The organism is Paenibacillus hebaui, assembly GCF_051934385.1.
Classification (GTDB): domain Bacteria; phylum Bacillota; class Bacilli; order Paenibacillales; family Paenibacillaceae; genus Paenibacillus.
On the sequence record NZ_CP196836.1, the window covers coordinates 5,414,748 to 5,430,107 of the forward strand.

A 15,360-nucleotide genomic window follows, 5' to 3' on the forward strand; every position below is an offset into this window, starting at 1 on the left:
CATGAACACCGCTTACGCATTGAAAAACGTCAATCTGATTTACGGCGACTCAAGCCGTAATCTGCAAAAAAACATGACCATTCTCGTCAATGAACAAGGACTTATTCAGGATATCGGCAAAGAAAATGACCTGCATACCCCTAGTCACTACACAACGATCGACCTCACCGGCAAATACGTAATGCCAGGACTGATCAATGCCCACGTGCACCTCTTTGCAGATGGTAAACCGTTCAGTCTCTCGGTCAGTGAAGGGTTGCTACAGTTTGCCTATGATCGGATATTGAACACCAAGTTTGGTAGAAACGTTTTGAAAAAACGAATGAAACGCAACGCGCTGACCGCACTTCATGCGGGTGTGACAACGATGCGCAGTGTGGGGGAATTCTTTTACACCGATGTCCAGCTGCGAGATGAGATTAATAATGGTGACTTTGTCGGCCCTAATCTGCTTGTCTCCGGGTTTTTCCTAAGTGTAACGGGCGGACATGGTGCTCCATTCCTGGCTCTGGTGGGCGATTCCCCGTGGGAAGCACGAAGAAATGTACGCATCAATGTGAAACACGGCGTGGATCTGATCAAAATCTGTGTGACGAGTGGCTTGACAGATGCGAAAATGGTGGGCGAAGCTGGCCGTTTGCATATGACGGTGGACGAAGTTCCGGCGATCTGCGATGAAGCGCATAAGATTGACCTGCGGGTGGCAGCCCATGTGGAAAGCACGGAAGGCGTTAGAGTCGCGTTACAAGGTGGCGTCGATATTATTGAGCACGGTTCGGAGATGGATGACGAAATCATTCGTTTGTACAAAAATAATCCCAATGCCCTGAATGGCTATACCGCACTCATCCCCACCCTGCAAGCCACTTATCCATCCGCTTCACTGGATACTAGCGTAACGAAGGTAAGTGCAACGGTAAAAGAGAATTCCAGACTAGTCTACGATTCCATGCTCACAGGCGTGAAGCAAGCGATCGAAAACGACATCACCATTGGTATAGGCACCGATGCCGCCATGCCTTACGTGACTCACTATGATATGTGGAGAGAGATGGACCACTACATGAGACAGGCCAACCTGAACAACAAACAGGTCATCGACATGGTGACCCGAACCAATGCGAAGATCCTGGGTGTTGACGATGTTACAGGGACGGTCGATATCGGAAAACATGCCGATCTGATTATCATGGAACTTCTTCAAACTGACCACCTAGAGGATTGAACTTAAATACAAGAGGCTTCTCATCAACATTCAAGTAAATATAATAAGTGTGGTTCGTCATTTGAAAAAATGAATCTTTCCCTACCCCCAGCTTATCTTCTCTATACATGGGAATCTGAATCTGAACTGATTTTCCTTCCTGCTTCTCGGCATCCGCCACTTTCTTAGCAGCTTCTTCATAGGTGTATTGCGGTAAATTAGAGTAAAAGTATACTGCTGAAATGGTGAAAATAATGATGGAAAAAAAGATTGTCATCCATAACTTTTTTCCGACACTGCCTTTTACAAAAAAGAAAATAAGCAAAGTGATGGCAAGTAACACAATGCAGCTGGTTACAATGGTTCCATTTATTATTATGCAAATCGCTCTATGAATTAGATATTAGCAAACAAAAGATGATATATCTTTCATTCCACCGCTTTGTTTATTGGGATGTTTATTTAATAACTCATGACCACTCAATTACAGAAGATATAATTCATGACGCCTTTATAAAGATCATCACCAAAGGTTCTGAAATACGTTCTCAGACAAACATCCTAGCTTGGATCAAACAAATTACTCGCAATACTGCTCTCGATCATTTACGGAAATTAAAACGTGAGCATCAGATGGTAAATCACCCGCACAATTATGTTGATATACATAAGGCTTTTTCTGAAAAAAATTGTGTAGCAAGTGAGGTAGAAGCTAAAGAAAAAAGTAAATTGCTCCATCAATCAATTGAAGAATTAAAACCAGAATATCGAGCAGTTTTAATTCTTTTCTATATGAAAGAAAAATCTTATAGAGAAATCCGTCAAGAACTGCATTTGACTGAGTCTGTCCTTACTCAACGGTTGGCAAGGGCACGAAAAAAATTACTTCAACATTTTTGAAAAAATGGAATCAGGATGATTAACACGAGTTGCAAGACAATAAAGTTCGGAGCACAAAATCATGAGTGGGCAACAAGCCTTTCAGATCATATCTGAAAGACACCCACATTTCTCAAAGAAAAAACAATCACCCAAATCGGCCGCTAATATAATCCTGCGTACGCGCATCCACAGGCTCGGCGAACAAGCTCTGGGTAGCGGAATATAACTTTCCTTCAGTTCATACACATGCTCCTCAATCTTGAAGGTTGAGACGGGATCAAGCGAAGGGGTCGCCTCATCCATCAGCAGAATATCCGGTTCCACTGCGAGTGCACGAGCGATACAGAGACGTTGCTGCTGCCCACCGGACAGGCTTAACGCGGAGCGCTTCAGGTTGTCTTTCACCTCGTCCCACAGAACGGCGGAACGCAGGCTCTCAATCTCGTCTAGCTTCTTCTTGCCTCGAATGCCGTGAGAAGCAGCAAAAAGTCTTTCAGATGATATCCGAAAGACTTGACCTGTTGCCCGTATATTCGTTCCGACCTTGTCGTTATAAAATTAATCGTTCAATCCTTTGCCATCCAGGATCGGCTGCATGGACTTCTCAATTCGTGACACTTTCGTTTTGGATTGCTTTGGTTGTGAGAAATAATAGAGATATGCCCGCTGCCGTCCGGGTGTCAGTGCTTCAAATGCATCTTTGAAAGCAGGATTCTCATCGAATAACTGTTGAAGTTCCTCTGGAACGCTATACTCGGCAGTCTTTTTCATTTCCACTTGTAATCCGGCTTGTTCCACCTCAATAGCTTCTTGGATGTAGGCTTTCAGAATGGCTTCCTGCTCCACGATTTGCTCAACATTGGTGAATCGGATCTGACGCCCTGCCTGTACATTCTCCGTTTGCTGGACCAAAATGCCGTGGGTGTCTTTCAACAAAGCGCCTTTGATAAACAGAATGGCGACGTACTCTTTGAATCCATGGATTAAAACGATGTTTTTCCCATCCAGCATGTAACCAAGGATGCATCCATTTCATATCTTCTGTCAGTTCAAAATTCCGAATGATCTCTCTCAGCTTCGTGGACTCTTCCTTCCACGTTTTTAATTTCTTTAGATAGCCGTCAACTTTGCGATTTCCACTCGTATCTGTCATAGAGAAGCACCCCTCTTTATCTCATGGTTTATAGGATCAATTGTACTGGTTTTCAAGGGATTGTACAGCGTTGCTTACAGAGCTTTCATTGACTTTTCCACTGCGAATTAAACCTTCACAGCAACAAACACCAGCGTCTTCGGAAATGAATATCACCGGTGGAGGATTTGATTATCCGTAAATCCAAAAGGCCCATAGACGATCTTTGGGCCTTTTGGTTGGGTTAACATTTCTGGCTTAAGTTAAATCCAGTAGTAACTGTGTCTCGTCTTCTAACATCGAGCAAGCTATCATCAATCGCGATTTCCGCGCGTAAAGAGTTGGTCTAACTCTCGTTTACATTTCCAGATTCGTTTCCAATCGATCCAATTGCAAAAAATGATGTCTGTAGTGCATCTCTATTAACAAAAACCACTCCTGAGCGTTTAGAGCTCCAAGCGCTGGATGAAGTATTTTGTTGCTTACGGACGCTTGGTGTAACAGGGATTCCGTACTCCTCATCCGTTCCACGACCATGTGAAGCCCATCGATCAAGGACTCCATGCTCTCGGGTGGTTGCGGGGTATACTGCGGGGAAGCAGGGACCTTAATAGGAACGGCAAGGAATTGTCCTAATTCGAACACTTGCCTACCCAGTTCTGTTTTTTCCTCATCGGAGTTTAGCGTCGAATCATTGCTGCTCAAACACTGCTCAATATTACGCAGATGCATGAAAAGCGCGGATTGAATCAAATGCACATACATCTGTCCAATGGACCATTCCTCCTCACTCTGTTTTCTATGTAAGCTACCCATATCCAATTTTTTCAGTTCTGCCAAATATCGTTCTACTGTCGTTTCAAATGATTTCAATACTTCCGTTGTACTTCTCATCCTTCAACCAACCCTCTTTATCTGTGATATACCACAGTATAAAAAAACACTACTGACAAGTGTATGTCAGTAGTGTTTTAAGATATCTTTGGCTACTTCCTGAATTCGGAAGCGTAAAGACTCCGGCTCCAAGACCTCGATATCTCCACCCCAGCCTAGTAAATAATGCAATATTCCCTCGGGATAGCGGACACGCAAATGATAAATCATACCTTCCTCTCGCTCCTCAAATGCATCCATATAAAAATGAATTGCCTCCAAAATTTTGTCAGCAATTTCGGGTTTCGCCCTAATTAATACCTGTTCGGTTCAGTCGTCAGGAGGTCGATAATTGTTGAGATCAAAGCCAGACGGCAAGAGGAAAGGCTCCTCCAGCACGGAAAGTTCAGTCATGCGTGACAAGCGGAAATGACGAATGTCTTGTCGCATATCACAACGTGCAATCAACACCCAATTCTCCTGAACAAGTGAGAGTCCATATGGAGAAACCTCACGCATGTTATACCGATTGCCATCCGTTCCTGGCATTTTTTCCAGGTACATAAAGCTGATTTTACGCTGCTCCAAAATGGCATTACGTATTTGGTTAAGGTCTTTCTTTACTTCTTACACATACATCGCCAGCAACAATTTATAGATCATCGTCGCAGCTTCCGCTCGGGTCGTTTCACTTCCTGCACGAACCGTATGGTCTGTATATCCGCTCACAATCTTGGCCTGCACCGCTGCATCCAGTGCTTCTTGTGCCCAAGATGGCGTCTGCGATGCATCGGTGAAGCTTGGTTTAACGGATGTATTGCCAGACATTCCGGCTTGTGCATCTGAACTTACTTTCAGCGCATTCGCCATCATGACAGCCATCTCGGCACGGGTAATCGTCCGATCGGGCTTGAATGTGTTATCACCGTAGCCTTTCACGATTCCTGCTTGCACGGCTGCGGCAACATCACCTTTTGCCCAGTCTGGCAGACTGCCTTGATCTGCAAATGTCAGATCCGACTCCACTGACTTCAATGCCAGCGCCTTGCTAAGCAACGTAACAAACTCTGCCCGTGTGATCTTCTTCGATGGTTGGAATGTACCATCTGTGTAACCTTGAATCACGTTCATTCCTATCAAGCGATCCGCGTAGTCGGAAGCCCAGTGTCCATTCAGATCAGATAGAATAACTGCTGTGTAACTGGACACAACGAATGTACCCAGATGATTTACATTGGCCGTCACGCTTCCTGCAGCATTCGTCTTGCCACCGATAAATACCCAGCTCTGACGAGCTTCATTATAATAGTAGATTGCAGGTTGGGTGCCATTCGGCAGATCTGCCGAATCCACATTCATGCTCAATGCCGCCTGATCATTCAACGTTCTTCCGCCACTGCGGCTGATCTGTACTGCTTGTCCAAGTACATTCAGGGCAGCTGCATTCTGCAACTTGTCCTTCGCAACAACAGACACTTGCAACGTATCCTTGGAACCAATGGCTCCCGAAGGAACATTGAATTGCACGATGTCTTTCAAACCCGTTTGCACAGGCTGATTTGCTTCTACCTCTACCTTTACTTCAGTAGAAGAACCTGGTCCCGTTTCCGGATTGGTTGGTGTAGTTGGAATGTTTGGTGTGGTTGGAACGGTAGGCGTTGTCGGTACGCTTGGTGTACTTCCTCCCGAATTCCCGCCAGAGTTGCCTCCATTACCACCATCTGAACCACCACCACCATTGCCCGAACGGGCTTGTACGGTAACCGTACGTGTGACTTCCTGTGCTGCATTGCCAGCGATATCCTTCACGTTATAACGAAGGGTGTAGATCCCTGCTATTTGTGTGTTCACCGTGCCATCCATCTGCACTGAACCACGGATGCCGACATTATCGGAAGCCTGTGCTCCAGGCTCGTTGTACGTATCTCCCATGTTCAGCGTCATCTGGTTTCTACCTTGCAGGGTGATGACGGGAATCTCAGAGTCTATTTTAATGACGAGAGGCAAAGTATACGTTTCACCCAGATCGTCTGTTGCTTTGAATACAAGGTTGTGCTCTCCCGGCTCCGTTACCTCCATAGGCGTATTCTCCGTATAAGGTTCGTACGTCTGGCCTCCGTCGCGGGATAGCTCAATGATTGCGGAAGTAGCAGGCGCGTATACTGCGCTGGTTACACTAACCGTTACGGACTGGTTCGTCCATGTGTCCGTATGATACGGCTGACCGTCAGCGGTGGCCATGTTACTTTTTAACACCAGCACCTGATTATTCGTTCCTTCCACAATGACAGTGAATGTTTTGGTTCTGGTTTCGTTGCCACGTTGCACCGTTGCCGTCAGTTCGAGTCGTTCATTATTGTCCGGTTGCGTTAGCAGCTTGCCCTCGTTATTCATTAGTTCCGGTTTGGAGCTGGACCAGCTAATGGTCGCGCCATGTTTTCCTTCTACAGGCAAAGTAAGGTCGGAAGTAACCGAATTCAGATCACCTAGATCAATGGCTTGGAGAGTATCGGTTACTGCCTGTGTATCACTGTATGGTGTCGCACTCACAAAGATCGGATTGGAGTAGAACCACAGATCGCGATAGTTACTGTCATTAATTTGATTAAAGCGGGTTGTTGCATCAGCTGTTGTAATTTTCGGATCAAGCTGTGGCTCACCATCTACAGTTTCACCTGTCACATTCATGCCCAGATTCGTACCACGCAGGCGGAAATACTGATCCTGGTCTGTGGCTTTGATCTTGTACGTGATGACATTGTAGCCTTCGGCGTCTGTTGTCCAATCGTTGGACGTGAAGGTAGCCAGCACTTTGGTAGAGTCGTTGGTGTCTTTGGTATATGCGGCTGTGCCCTTCTCGGCCTTGCCCGTCACATCTCCGGCAATTAGATCGACGTGATCTACCACCGGTACTTGTCCAGCGGACGTGCCGCTGTTGATTGGTGTTTCATAGTTGTTGCTGGCCGGGCTCTTGAAACGGATTTTCAGTTCTACTTCGTCGCCTTGGGTCACATTAAGGTCTCCGCCCATTTCAGCCTGAGTACCCGCTCCCGAAGCCGTGAAATCCAGGGCATTGATCAGGTCACCAAACACGGAATATGATTTACCCGAACGCAGTCCATCCAGCACCGCCTGCATGCCTGTGCCCTCAACCCAGGAATAGGTCTTGGCATATTCGCCCGGAAAATAACCGCTGGAATTCGTGCCAATCGTCTTGAAATGATAATCCGAATTGCCATAGTTCCAGAAGTGACGTCCTTCTCCCAGCAATGCATCCCACAGACCGCCCACTTTGGCAACCATATAGTCCACACCGCCATATGTACGGTATTTGTATCCATCATCTGCGGTCGGATTGGCTACGTTGTAGCTTGTGTTGTACCCCCCGCGATCCGGTTCCATCTGGTTACCCAACATGCCCTCGATGCCGAATACCACTTGTGGGGCCAGATCATTGAAATCGCGGAAATCCGCGATAGTATATTTGTTTTTACCGCGTGAAGGATGGTTGATCATCGCATAACTTGTCGATGGATAGTTGGTTGCCAGCCAATTGATGGCGGTCAGCGCATCCTGATGAGTCGTGTACGCACGCTCTCCGCTCTGTTCCCATTTCGTTACGTCCGGCGCATTAAACAGGTTCGCTGCCCGATTCGTAAAGCGGTATTCGAATTCCTTGGCAGCGTTCAGCGCTTCGGTTGAGTTCGGCTCATCCGTGAGAATCCCCACCCCAACGTGTTCATGTGTCGGCATGTCCCATTCGAAACCGGAGAAGATCGTTTTACCTGCGTATTTGCCTGCATCCTGAAGTGCCTTGATCTGTGGTACCTGATATTCATTCATCCCTTGGGACATCGGTATTGGTCCACCTGGAATGTCTACGCCGTTGTGATCTCGCTTCGATAACCGCAAATGATCCGTGAGTGCGATCCAATCCAGCCCATATTTCGTTAAACCTGCATCGAGAACGTTCTCCAGTGAAACCTGTGCATCATCGGACTCAAAGGTATGTACATGCAAATCTCCCGTTTGCCATGACCCTGTATTCGAACTATGGAGTGGCGCATTATTTCCCGTATCTGCATACGTTACCGCCGTAGGAAAAGCGCTCATAACAAGGCCAGTAGCCAAGGGTATAAGTGTAAGCATAGTTATCATTTTCTTTCCTTTATTGATGAACAAGATCATCCCACCACCCGTTCTAAGTTGTTGTGTCGGGAGTAAATATAAGAGACTTTGAGAGCAGGGTCAATAACTTGGAAGCATGTACTTAAAATTTTACATATGCCTACATTCCTTCATATACCGCTAACGATTTTTTTTGCTGTGTCTATAAAGAACATGCTCTGTTTTCCTTCATATTGAGGTATGGAGATGTGCTAGAGAGCGGTTGCATGAGGGTGAATCAAAATTCAGATTTTGTTCACTATTCAGGAAAGTTCCACCACAGCTAGTGGGCTATTAGGAAGAGAACTGGCGTAACAGGGGTAGCGAAGGGAGAGAAATGAAGGACTTTGTAAATATCTAGGGATGGAGTATTTGCCGAATATAGAAAAAAGAACCCACGAATGCACAGGAGCAATGCGCCCTGAATCCGCAGGTACGCTGGGTTTGACTGGATTTTGATTTAGCTTTTACATGTTTACTTTTGTGAAATTAGAGTTAACGGGTTGTGAAATGCGGGCCACTATGGACTAGCTAGCTTGCTTGCTCTTACTATTCGATCATTTTATGTTTTGTCTTTTTCTTACCCACATATACACTGCTATTGAACCTACTAAAGCAATGACCAAACTTATTATTGTTATGCTCATATAATTATTGGTAGACGTACCGGAGTTGATGACCGGATAGCCACCCGCCCCGTCTACTTCTGGATCAACTCCTTGGGATTGCACATCTTTCAAGAAATCAATCGTCTTGGCGGAATCCCATAGCTGATTATTATCCATGCCTCCCATGAGCGATTGTTTCTCTGTAGGTACATCTGGAATATTTACTTCTTTACCATCGATCTTAACGGCCAGATAACGGATATTACCGTCTTTGATTAACACCGGATTAAGCGTATCTACGTCAGTAGATACGGATTTTGTCATCATACTTAAGGATGCATCCAACCTGGATGCATCTCCTCCTGCAAGAACTACCCTGAACTTACCTTCAAATCGTTCTACACTAAGAAATGATTTCCCAACGCTGCCCGATTGCACAATAAAGTCATACTGTCCTGTCGGCTTTGACACATCAATCAGACTGTCAGATACATGTTTAAACTTGTCAGAGTCAAATAAATGTACTTCAAAACCATGGCCCAAAGTAACACCTTTAACTTCTTCATCATTCTCATAACCGTATCCCACAGGATCATCTAATACCATTTTTTTGAATTCATCCAATCCTTGTCCTTTGGCAAAGGTCTGTACATCTTCAGGTACATTGCTGGCATAACTACTTGGCGCCATCAGGGAACTGACCATTAGACCAATCCATATCATCATTACAATTCTCATATACTTCATGATTATAGACCTCCCTAACTAATCCTTATAGATAATACATGTAGTACATTCCAGCAGAGTGTGTTGCCTCAATGATTTAATAAGTTTCAATCGACAGTTTACTGTACCCATAGTAAAATAATGGAATGCCCATGGCTATAATTTCAATATATGAAAGGATGATTCAAATGAGAGAGTACACTGTCGTTCCAGGTCCCAAAAATGTTCAAGTAAACCGAGGGGATACCCAGGCCGCTGTTAATTTGTTTTCTGATATCATCAATTACAAAGCACAATCTGGATGGATCTATCAATCGATGGAGTCGCTCGCGGTTACCGAGAAGCCCGGTTGTCTTCAGCAACCCGTTACAACGCATCACTACATGTTGATCTTTTACAGAGAGATTCACTAATAGCTCAAGAATCATGAAAAACTCAGAATCCGAGGAACTGATTTATAATAACATGCCATCCGAAGAAGAATTGATCAGACTCTTACATACACATCACGAAGAAAACGATCCTCGAAGCAATCTCTATATAAGAACTCATGTTATTCCAGAAATTAATGTGTTGAAGTCTTTGGGTAACGTTGTGCTTTCACTATTCGTTGGTCTAATGATCTCTATAGTCATTTTCTATTTTTCAAATCAGTTCATTCCAGTGTATGCCTTGCTGAGTGCCCGGATTGTTTTTATAGCAAGTATGTTCTTTATGGTTCTGATACGTGCTAGAGCGATTCTAATTTGGATTATTAAAATGTATCAACGTTTGGCACCCATTGAGTTGAGAAACAAATGTCGTTTTGAACCAAGCTGTTCCGTGTATATGATACAAGCTATTGAGAAATATGGCGCGGTAAAGGGCCTTTCCCTTGGTATCCAGCGTCTTCGGAAATGCAATATCACCGGTGGAGGATTTGATTATCCTTAATTATTCAACAAGGCCCATGGATAACCTGTGGGCCTTTCTTCATTCCCAAATTCAACTTTTATCATTACTTCCTCAAGCTTCTTACCGAAATGGAACCTCTTTAAGGCAGACTATGCCGGGTCCATCAAGAGATCTTCAAGTCTTTTACGGATAGGGTTACAAATATTTATCGGAGGTCACGAAATGAGAAAAAAGCGATGGATTGTGAGCATAGTTATTTTGATTAGCATACTTTTAATAAGCGAGCTTGCGATTTGGTGTTCTGGAAAGGTTGGAGTTCTCAACATAACACAGAGAGTCATTTCAGGTGCACCTCATGTTGTCGTTCAAGGGCAGACACTATCTTACCAAGGTAAGGTTAATTGGGAGGACTTCCAAAGCATTGTCGAACAATATTCGATAAGCGATGAAGGAACGGTCTTGTATAAAGCAAAAGGCACCCCTGTCCCACCACCTTGGATTTATGTAAAAAAAGAAAACCATCAGGGTTTCCGATATAAGCTCCCAAAGATTCCTTGGAAACTATGAAATCATTTGGAGAACCTCTCACTCACTATCAAATCCGTTAAACTGCCGAAGCATGGTGGTGAAACGCTCCAGTTCCTTATCATCCCATCCAGATATACGAGCATAAAAAACTGATTCCTTCTCCTTGAGCGCACTCACCGTCGATTGTTGACCAGCCTCAGTAAGAGACAGCAAAACGCCGCGCCGATCTTCAGGGTCCGGCTCCTTGCTTACATACCCCGCCTTCTCAAGTTGTTTAATCAAACGGCTTACCGAACTGCGGTCCATGGCAGTCGCTTCTGCCAAAGCTGCGGCGCTTATAGGGCCGTAGGAGTATAACCACCGGACCAGATGAAAAGCGGCAGGTTGCAGGGTTGCATCAAAACGTTCGGCAGATCGGACATTAAGCGCATGTGAAGCACTAATCAGCGCATGGATCTGCTCACCAAGCGCCAGCTCCAGGGTTTCTCTATCTTTGGTATTGACTGGATTTTCACTCATTATGGTTACTCCCTCCTTGATACACTGAAGCAGGCTTTTAAATATATAGTTGACAAATATCAATTAATACTTATAGTTGATTTATGTCCATTATATAATTTAACCCTATTCGTGTCAAAAGGAGATATCATCATGCACACCACACATCCCGTTATTGTAATTACCGGAGCAACAAGTGGATTAGGGCAGCTGGCTGCCCTGGAACTCGCCAAACGCGGTGCACATCTTGTACTCACAGCCCGAAGCAAGGAACGCGCCGAGGCGACCAGCTACAAAATCAAGGAAATCATGCCATCCGCCAAGATCGACTTTTTCTTTGGAGACTTGTCCTTACTGAGCAATGTAAAACGTGTTGGCCTTGAGATTGCAGCCGCTTATCCACGTATAGACGTACTGCTGAATAATGCGGGTCTTCATGCTTTTGAACAGAGAGTCACATCCGAAGGATTTGCTGAGATGATCGCCGTAAATTATTTGGCACCTTGGCTGTTAACGCACACATTGCAACCTTCCCTGATTCAGGCAGGCCATGCCCGAGTTGTCAATGTTGCATCCGAAGCTTCGCGAAATCATGGCACACTGGTGCTGCCGGATGACTTGACGGATACGTCTTCCTTTACTGCCCGCGGTTCCTCCCCAATCTATGGCAAAACCAAACTGCTCAATATCATGTTTACAGGTGAACTTGCCCGTCAATGGGATGGAACTGGAATCCACGTAAATGCCTTAAATCCGGGCTTTAATGTCACAGGCCTTGGACGAGAGCTTTGGTTTGCGAGTGTGCTTGAGCGCATTTTAACGTTTTTGCATATCGGCGACCCACGCCGGGGTGCAGACATCATGACTCGTTTGGCTGTGGAACCGAAGTTTGGTGAGGTATCGGGAGGATATTTTAATGTGGGAAATGGAGCTGCGCTTGTTCCTGTACATCCGGGCGGAGATGAGGCGATGCAAAACAAACTTTGGAAGGTTACGACACAATTAATGAAAGAACGTGGCTTGTTGGATAAAGAGTGACACTTACCTCAATAGATGTATACGGATCATGAACAAAATAGTTAGTCAGATGCGCAATGCCTAGCCTAATTCCTGAACGGAGAAACATCAGTTTACTGTGCCATATTTATCAGAAAGTGATCCGTAGAAGGGGCACACAATCCACTGATCACTTCGATGACAGAACAATCTTCCGATCACTGTTATCCCCGGATTTTTCTAATACTCTTTTTCAATGGGGGAACTCCGGGGATAAAGGCGAACGCTCCGCTTCTACAGATTTTTTCTGTCCTCTCCGTTGTCGTGTAACTATGAAGTTAACTTTACTACGTAGCGTGACATACTATTGCGGCAATTGGACAGACATAAACACATCCACATCATCTTCACTGTCCAAGATAAATCCAAATCGTTCATACAATCGCCGAGCAGGGCTTCCCTGCAACACATTTAAAATAACACGTTTCCCCTGAACTTCATCCTGTTCCAGAAGTATGTTCAGCACTTGAGTTCCTATTTTCTGGCCTTGATAATCGGGATGGATGTAGAAGTGTTCTAACAAAACCTCCTCGGACTCGGACTTGGGCTTCAGCGCTACACAACCCACTAACGAACCCTCCACCTCAATAATCCATGTATGTACAGCGTCGAACGTATTACGGAAACGATCACGCACTTTCACATCATCGTACCTTCCTAGCCTGGTTAGATCATCATATAGGGCCAGGGCTCGCAAATCTGCCAACTGCTCTTGGTCTTTCTGTATAGATTGGCGCATCGTAATCTGGATCATTGGATTGACTCCTTTCAATTCGAACAATAACTGAATAAATTATCCGGAATGCCTTCCATAATAAAATGTTCTGAGGATCTAAGTTTCATCATCCTCATCCTCTTCCTCTAAACACTTCTGAATAAATTCAAATAACCCCGTAGCCTCAACCGACCGATGTCCCCAATCATGCCAAAAGGTTAACACCTGCCCTACGCTTCCCTTACTTGATGGGTCTGTGTCCAGGCATAGATAATCACCTCCACCATTCTCCGCAATCGGAATCCATTTGCAGTTCCACAGCATGGGCTTGATGGCATCCCCAATCTCAGGTTCCATCTCATCTGGATCGAATTCCTCTTGTAGAAATGTCCAGTTCTCCTTAATCTGCGAGAGGGGAGACAAAGTTAAATTTCGGACAAAGGAGTTCACCCCAATATCCCAGACTTGCCCGTTATGCACGCGATAGAGTGCCTTCATCTCTTCAGGCAAGGAAACGCCCAACGCTTTTTCCACGGATTGAAAATCTTCATCCGTCGCACCCGGCTGGAGATTGAGCGCAGCCTCAGTGTCTGCATTAATACTCACCGCTTTATCCATAATACGTTGCCACAATAGTTCTGCCTGTTGGTTCATTACACCCTCATCTCCTTTTTATCCATACTTCCATATCATTCAGCGTCACGTCAACAAAAAAAGCAATTGAATCATCATGGATTCAATCGCTTCGTGAGGTAAGCGCAATCAATTGATAGTTGAAGGAATATGGTTATTTAGTATACTAGTCATGATCTCGGATTCCAGCACTTTCAAGTCCCTAATCTTCTGAAGGATCGTATCATACTTCTTATATATCCCATGCTCTGCTATGAAAACATTTGAATACATGACCAGATTACGAAGCTTCAATGTATCATTGACCATCTCCTCCAGCTTGTCACGAAGCTGTAACTCGGGAAAAAACTCCTGAATGGCTTGCATGAGCAGCTTCTTATGCTCGTAAAGTAATTGAAAGGGATGAATGGCAAAGGCTTGATTCTTCAACCGCTCTTTTTGTATATCCAATAAATCGGTCATCATATCGTATATTTCAATGCCGACATACCGATTGTCTTTTCTGAGTACACTGCGCACCTGATTGCTTATGCCCATATACTCGTTTAACACGTCCAGTAGATCCTCTTTGGTAAAATTCAGTACGGTTTCATAGTAAAACTCGCTCTTCGCTTTATATTTATCCGTCTTCTCGATCGCCCATATGCCGTTCAAATAATCTGCAGACCACTCTGCGTAAAAAGCCGAGTCTTCAATCAATCTGATCTCATCATAAGGCAGCCATCTCGTCTGGTATACTCCATCCCAAAAATCATGGCATAGAAACAGCTCCTGATCCGAATCGAATCCGGATATGAACAATTCATGATTCATCCCGTTAGGTCTCTTCCTTAGAAAATAAATGTAATTATCCTTCTGAAGCAGCTCTACAAGAAAATCTTGAAGCTTCCATTGGCTGAGAACCATCTCGCTCTCATATACCCTCGTAATAATCATAGGACATGTGGCCATTTTGAATTGGTGCCATGGGTAATATTGGGAGCATACATCCAGCCCATACCCGCCTTCATCATTATGATGCAACATCACCAACAGATAATTATGATAGACCCAGCTGAGTGAACGCTGATCCAGATCTAGCATCGAAAACAAATTGGCATGATGCGGATACGTTGTCATTAAAGGTTCATTGACTTTGAGAGTTTTAATCATAATCGGTCTCCGTTCTTAAGCATTTTATTAAAAGTATGCTTCTCTAACCCGTAGTTCACCTATCATTATCTACTTTTTGTAAACATTTCATATATTTTCTTATTTCGATACTATCATAGTTTCACTGATCCAAGCAATGCTTGTTACCCTATAATCCACTAACGTTCAATAAACGTTGCTCCGCAGAACAAGCTGTCAGACAACTCCAAAAAAAGCATGGCCCACCGGAATCATTCCGTCATGGACAATGCTTTTTACGCTAAAGCTTATAGGTAAGAAACGATCTCCGCTC

The 15,360-nt window shown here is 44.6% G+C and carries 14 protein-coding genes and 3 pseudogenes; 6 read left to right on the forward strand and 11 right to left on the reverse strand.

Annotated features, from left to right (window positions below; translation table 11 throughout):
- Position 1: 1 nt before the first annotated feature.
- The gene (locus ACR32F_RS24530; protein WP_440111655.1) at positions 2-1,225 is read left to right on the forward strand and encodes an amidohydrolase family protein; all 1,224 of its coding nucleotides are present in this window, start codon (positions 2-4) and stop codon (positions 1,223-1,225) included.
- Here the strand turns inward: ACR32F_RS24530 and ACR32F_RS24535 are convergent.
- Entirely contained in the window at positions 1,188-1,547 is a 360-nt protein-coding gene (locus ACR32F_RS24535; protein ID WP_440111657.1) for a hypothetical protein, read from the reverse strand. The genes ACR32F_RS24530 and ACR32F_RS24535 overlap by 38 nt on opposite strands.
- Positions 1,548-1,621: 74 nt before the next feature.
- On the opposite strand from ACR32F_RS24535, the gene ACR32F_RS24540 reads away from it, so the two are divergent.
- A complete protein-coding gene (locus ACR32F_RS24540; RefSeq protein WP_440111659.1) occupies positions 1,622-2,104 on the forward strand; it encodes an RNA polymerase sigma factor in 483 nt (160 codons plus the stop codon).
- 127 nt (positions 2,105-2,231) lie between these two features.
- Here ACR32F_RS24540 and ACR32F_RS24545 read toward each other — a convergent pair.
- The 6 genes and pseudogenes from ACR32F_RS24545 to ACR32F_RS24570 form a co-directional block, all read right to left on the reverse strand.
- Positions 2,232-2,560 (reverse strand): annotated as a pseudogene (locus tag ACR32F_RS24545) (ATP-binding cassette domain-containing protein); the annotation flags it as partial.
- Between the two features lie 84 nt (positions 2,561-2,644).
- Positions 2,645-3,239, reverse strand: a pseudogene (locus ACR32F_RS24550) (YdeI/OmpD-associated family protein).
- 336 nt (positions 3,240-3,575) lie between these two features.
- Positions 3,576-4,112, reverse strand: a complete 537-nt coding sequence (locus ACR32F_RS24555; protein WP_440111661.1) for a DinB family protein — start codon at positions 4,110-4,112, stop codon at positions 3,576-3,578.
- 66 nt (positions 4,113-4,178) lie between these two features.
- Positions 4,179-4,694: pseudogene (locus tag ACR32F_RS24560) on the reverse strand (helix-turn-helix transcriptional regulator).
- 24 nt (positions 4,695-4,718) lie between these two features.
- The gene (locus tag ACR32F_RS24565) at positions 4,719-8,273 is read right to left on the reverse strand and encodes an S-layer homology domain-containing protein (protein WP_440111663.1); all 3,555 of its coding nucleotides are present in this window, start codon (positions 8,271-8,273) and stop codon (positions 4,719-4,721) included.
- Positions 8,274-8,815: 542 nt separating this feature from the next.
- Complete coding sequence (locus tag ACR32F_RS24570; RefSeq protein ID WP_440111665.1) at positions 8,816-9,613, reverse strand: hypothetical protein; 798 nt, start codon at positions 9,611-9,613, stop codon at positions 8,816-8,818.
- A 167-nt stretch (positions 9,614-9,780) separates the two neighbouring features.
- Here ACR32F_RS24570 and ACR32F_RS24575 point away from each other — a divergent pair, with 167 nt between their 5' ends.
- The 3 genes from ACR32F_RS24575 (at position 9,781) to ACR32F_RS24585 (ending at position 11,053) form a co-directional block, all read left to right on the forward strand.
- On the forward strand, positions 9,781-10,005 hold the full coding sequence (locus ACR32F_RS24575; protein WP_440111667.1) for a hypothetical protein: 225 nt from the start codon (positions 9,781-9,783) through the stop codon (positions 10,003-10,005).
- 13 nt (positions 10,006-10,018) lie between these two features.
- Positions 10,019-10,525, forward strand: coding sequence for a membrane protein insertion efficiency factor YidD (gene yidD / locus ACR32F_RS24580; protein ID WP_440111669.1), 507 nt, complete (start codon positions 10,019-10,021; stop codon positions 10,523-10,525).
- A 183-nt stretch (positions 10,526-10,708) separates the two neighbouring features.
- Positions 10,709-11,053: a hypothetical protein gene (locus tag ACR32F_RS24585; protein ID WP_440111671.1), complete on the forward strand. Its 345-nt coding sequence runs from the start codon at positions 10,709-10,711 to the stop codon at positions 11,051-11,053.
- Between the two features lie 18 nt (positions 11,054-11,071).
- On the opposite strand, the gene ACR32F_RS24590 is transcribed toward ACR32F_RS24585, so the two are convergent.
- Positions 11,072-11,533, reverse strand: a complete 462-nt coding sequence (locus tag ACR32F_RS24590) for a MarR family winged helix-turn-helix transcriptional regulator (RefSeq protein ID WP_440111673.1) — start codon at positions 11,531-11,533, stop codon at positions 11,072-11,074.
- 132 nt (positions 11,534-11,665) lie between these two features.
- Here ACR32F_RS24590 and ACR32F_RS24595 point away from each other — a divergent pair, with 132 nt between their 5' ends.
- Complete coding sequence (locus ACR32F_RS24595) at positions 11,666-12,550, forward strand: SDR family NAD(P)-dependent oxidoreductase (RefSeq protein ID WP_440111676.1); 885 nt, start codon at positions 11,666-11,668, stop codon at positions 12,548-12,550.
- Between the two features lie 322 nt (positions 12,551-12,872).
- Here ACR32F_RS24595 and ACR32F_RS24600 read toward each other — a convergent pair whose 3' ends face one another.
- The 3 genes from ACR32F_RS24600 to ACR32F_RS24610 form a co-directional block, all read right to left on the reverse strand.
- Positions 12,873-13,322 carry a GNAT family N-acetyltransferase gene (locus ACR32F_RS24600; RefSeq protein ID WP_440111678.1) on the reverse strand — a complete coding sequence of 150 codons (450 nt, stop codon included), beginning with the start codon at positions 13,320-13,322 and terminating at the stop codon, positions 12,873-12,875.
- A gap of 78 nt (positions 13,323-13,400) precedes the next feature.
- Positions 13,401-13,937 (reverse strand): SMI1/KNR4 family protein, encoded by a 537-nt coding sequence (locus tag ACR32F_RS24605; protein WP_440111680.1) that lies wholly within the window; start codon positions 13,935-13,937, stop codon positions 13,401-13,403.
- 108 nt (positions 13,938-14,045) lie between these two features.
- Entirely contained in the window at positions 14,046-15,068 is a 1,023-nt protein-coding gene (locus ACR32F_RS24610) for a hypothetical protein (protein ID WP_440111683.1), read from the reverse strand.
- Positions 15,069-15,360 lie beyond the last annotated feature (292 nt).

Excerpts from the sequence above, each read along its gene's own strand:
- ACR32F_RS24570 (WP_440111665.1), bottom strand. The coding sequence starts at position 9,613 with ATGAAGTATATGAGAATTGTAATGATGATATGGATTGGTCTAATGGTC.
- ACR32F_RS24555 (WP_440111661.1), bottom strand. The coding sequence starts at position 4,112 with ATGAGAAGTACAACGGAAGTATTGAAATCATTTGAAACGACAGTAGAA.
- ACR32F_RS24590 (WP_440111673.1), bottom strand. The coding sequence starts at position 11,533 with ATGAGTGAAAATCCAGTCAATACCAAAGATAGAGAAACCCTGGAGCTG.
- ACR32F_RS24585 (WP_440111671.1), top strand. The coding sequence starts at position 10,709 with ATGAGAAAAAAGCGATGGATTGTGAGCATAGTTATTTTGATTAGCATA.
- ACR32F_RS24595 (WP_440111676.1), top strand. The coding sequence starts at position 11,666 with ATGCACACCACACATCCCGTTATTGTAATTACCGGAGCAACAAGTGGA.
- ACR32F_RS24530 (WP_440111655.1), top strand. The coding sequence starts at position 2 with ATGAACACCGCTTACGCATTGAAAAACGTCAATCTGATTTACGGCGAC.
- ACR32F_RS24605 (WP_440111680.1), bottom strand. The coding sequence starts at position 13,937 with ATGAACCAACAGGCAGAACTATTGTGGCAACGTATTATGGATAAAGCG.
- ACR32F_RS24540 (WP_440111659.1), top strand. The coding sequence starts at position 1,622 with ATGATATATCTTTCATTCCACCGCTTTGTTTATTGGGATGTTTATTTA.
- ACR32F_RS24600 (WP_440111678.1), bottom strand. The coding sequence starts at position 13,322 with ATGATCCAGATTACGATGCGCCAATCTATACAGAAAGACCAAGAGCAG.
- ACR32F_RS24610 (WP_440111683.1), bottom strand. The coding sequence starts at position 15,068 with ATGATTAAAACTCTCAAAGTCAATGAACCTTTAATGACAACGTATCCG.
- yidD (WP_440111669.1), top strand. The coding sequence starts at position 10,019 with ATGAAAAACTCAGAATCCGAGGAACTGATTTATAATAACATGCCATCC.
- ACR32F_RS24575 (WP_440111667.1), top strand. The coding sequence starts at position 9,781 with ATGAGAGAGTACACTGTCGTTCCAGGTCCCAAAAATGTTCAAGTAAAC.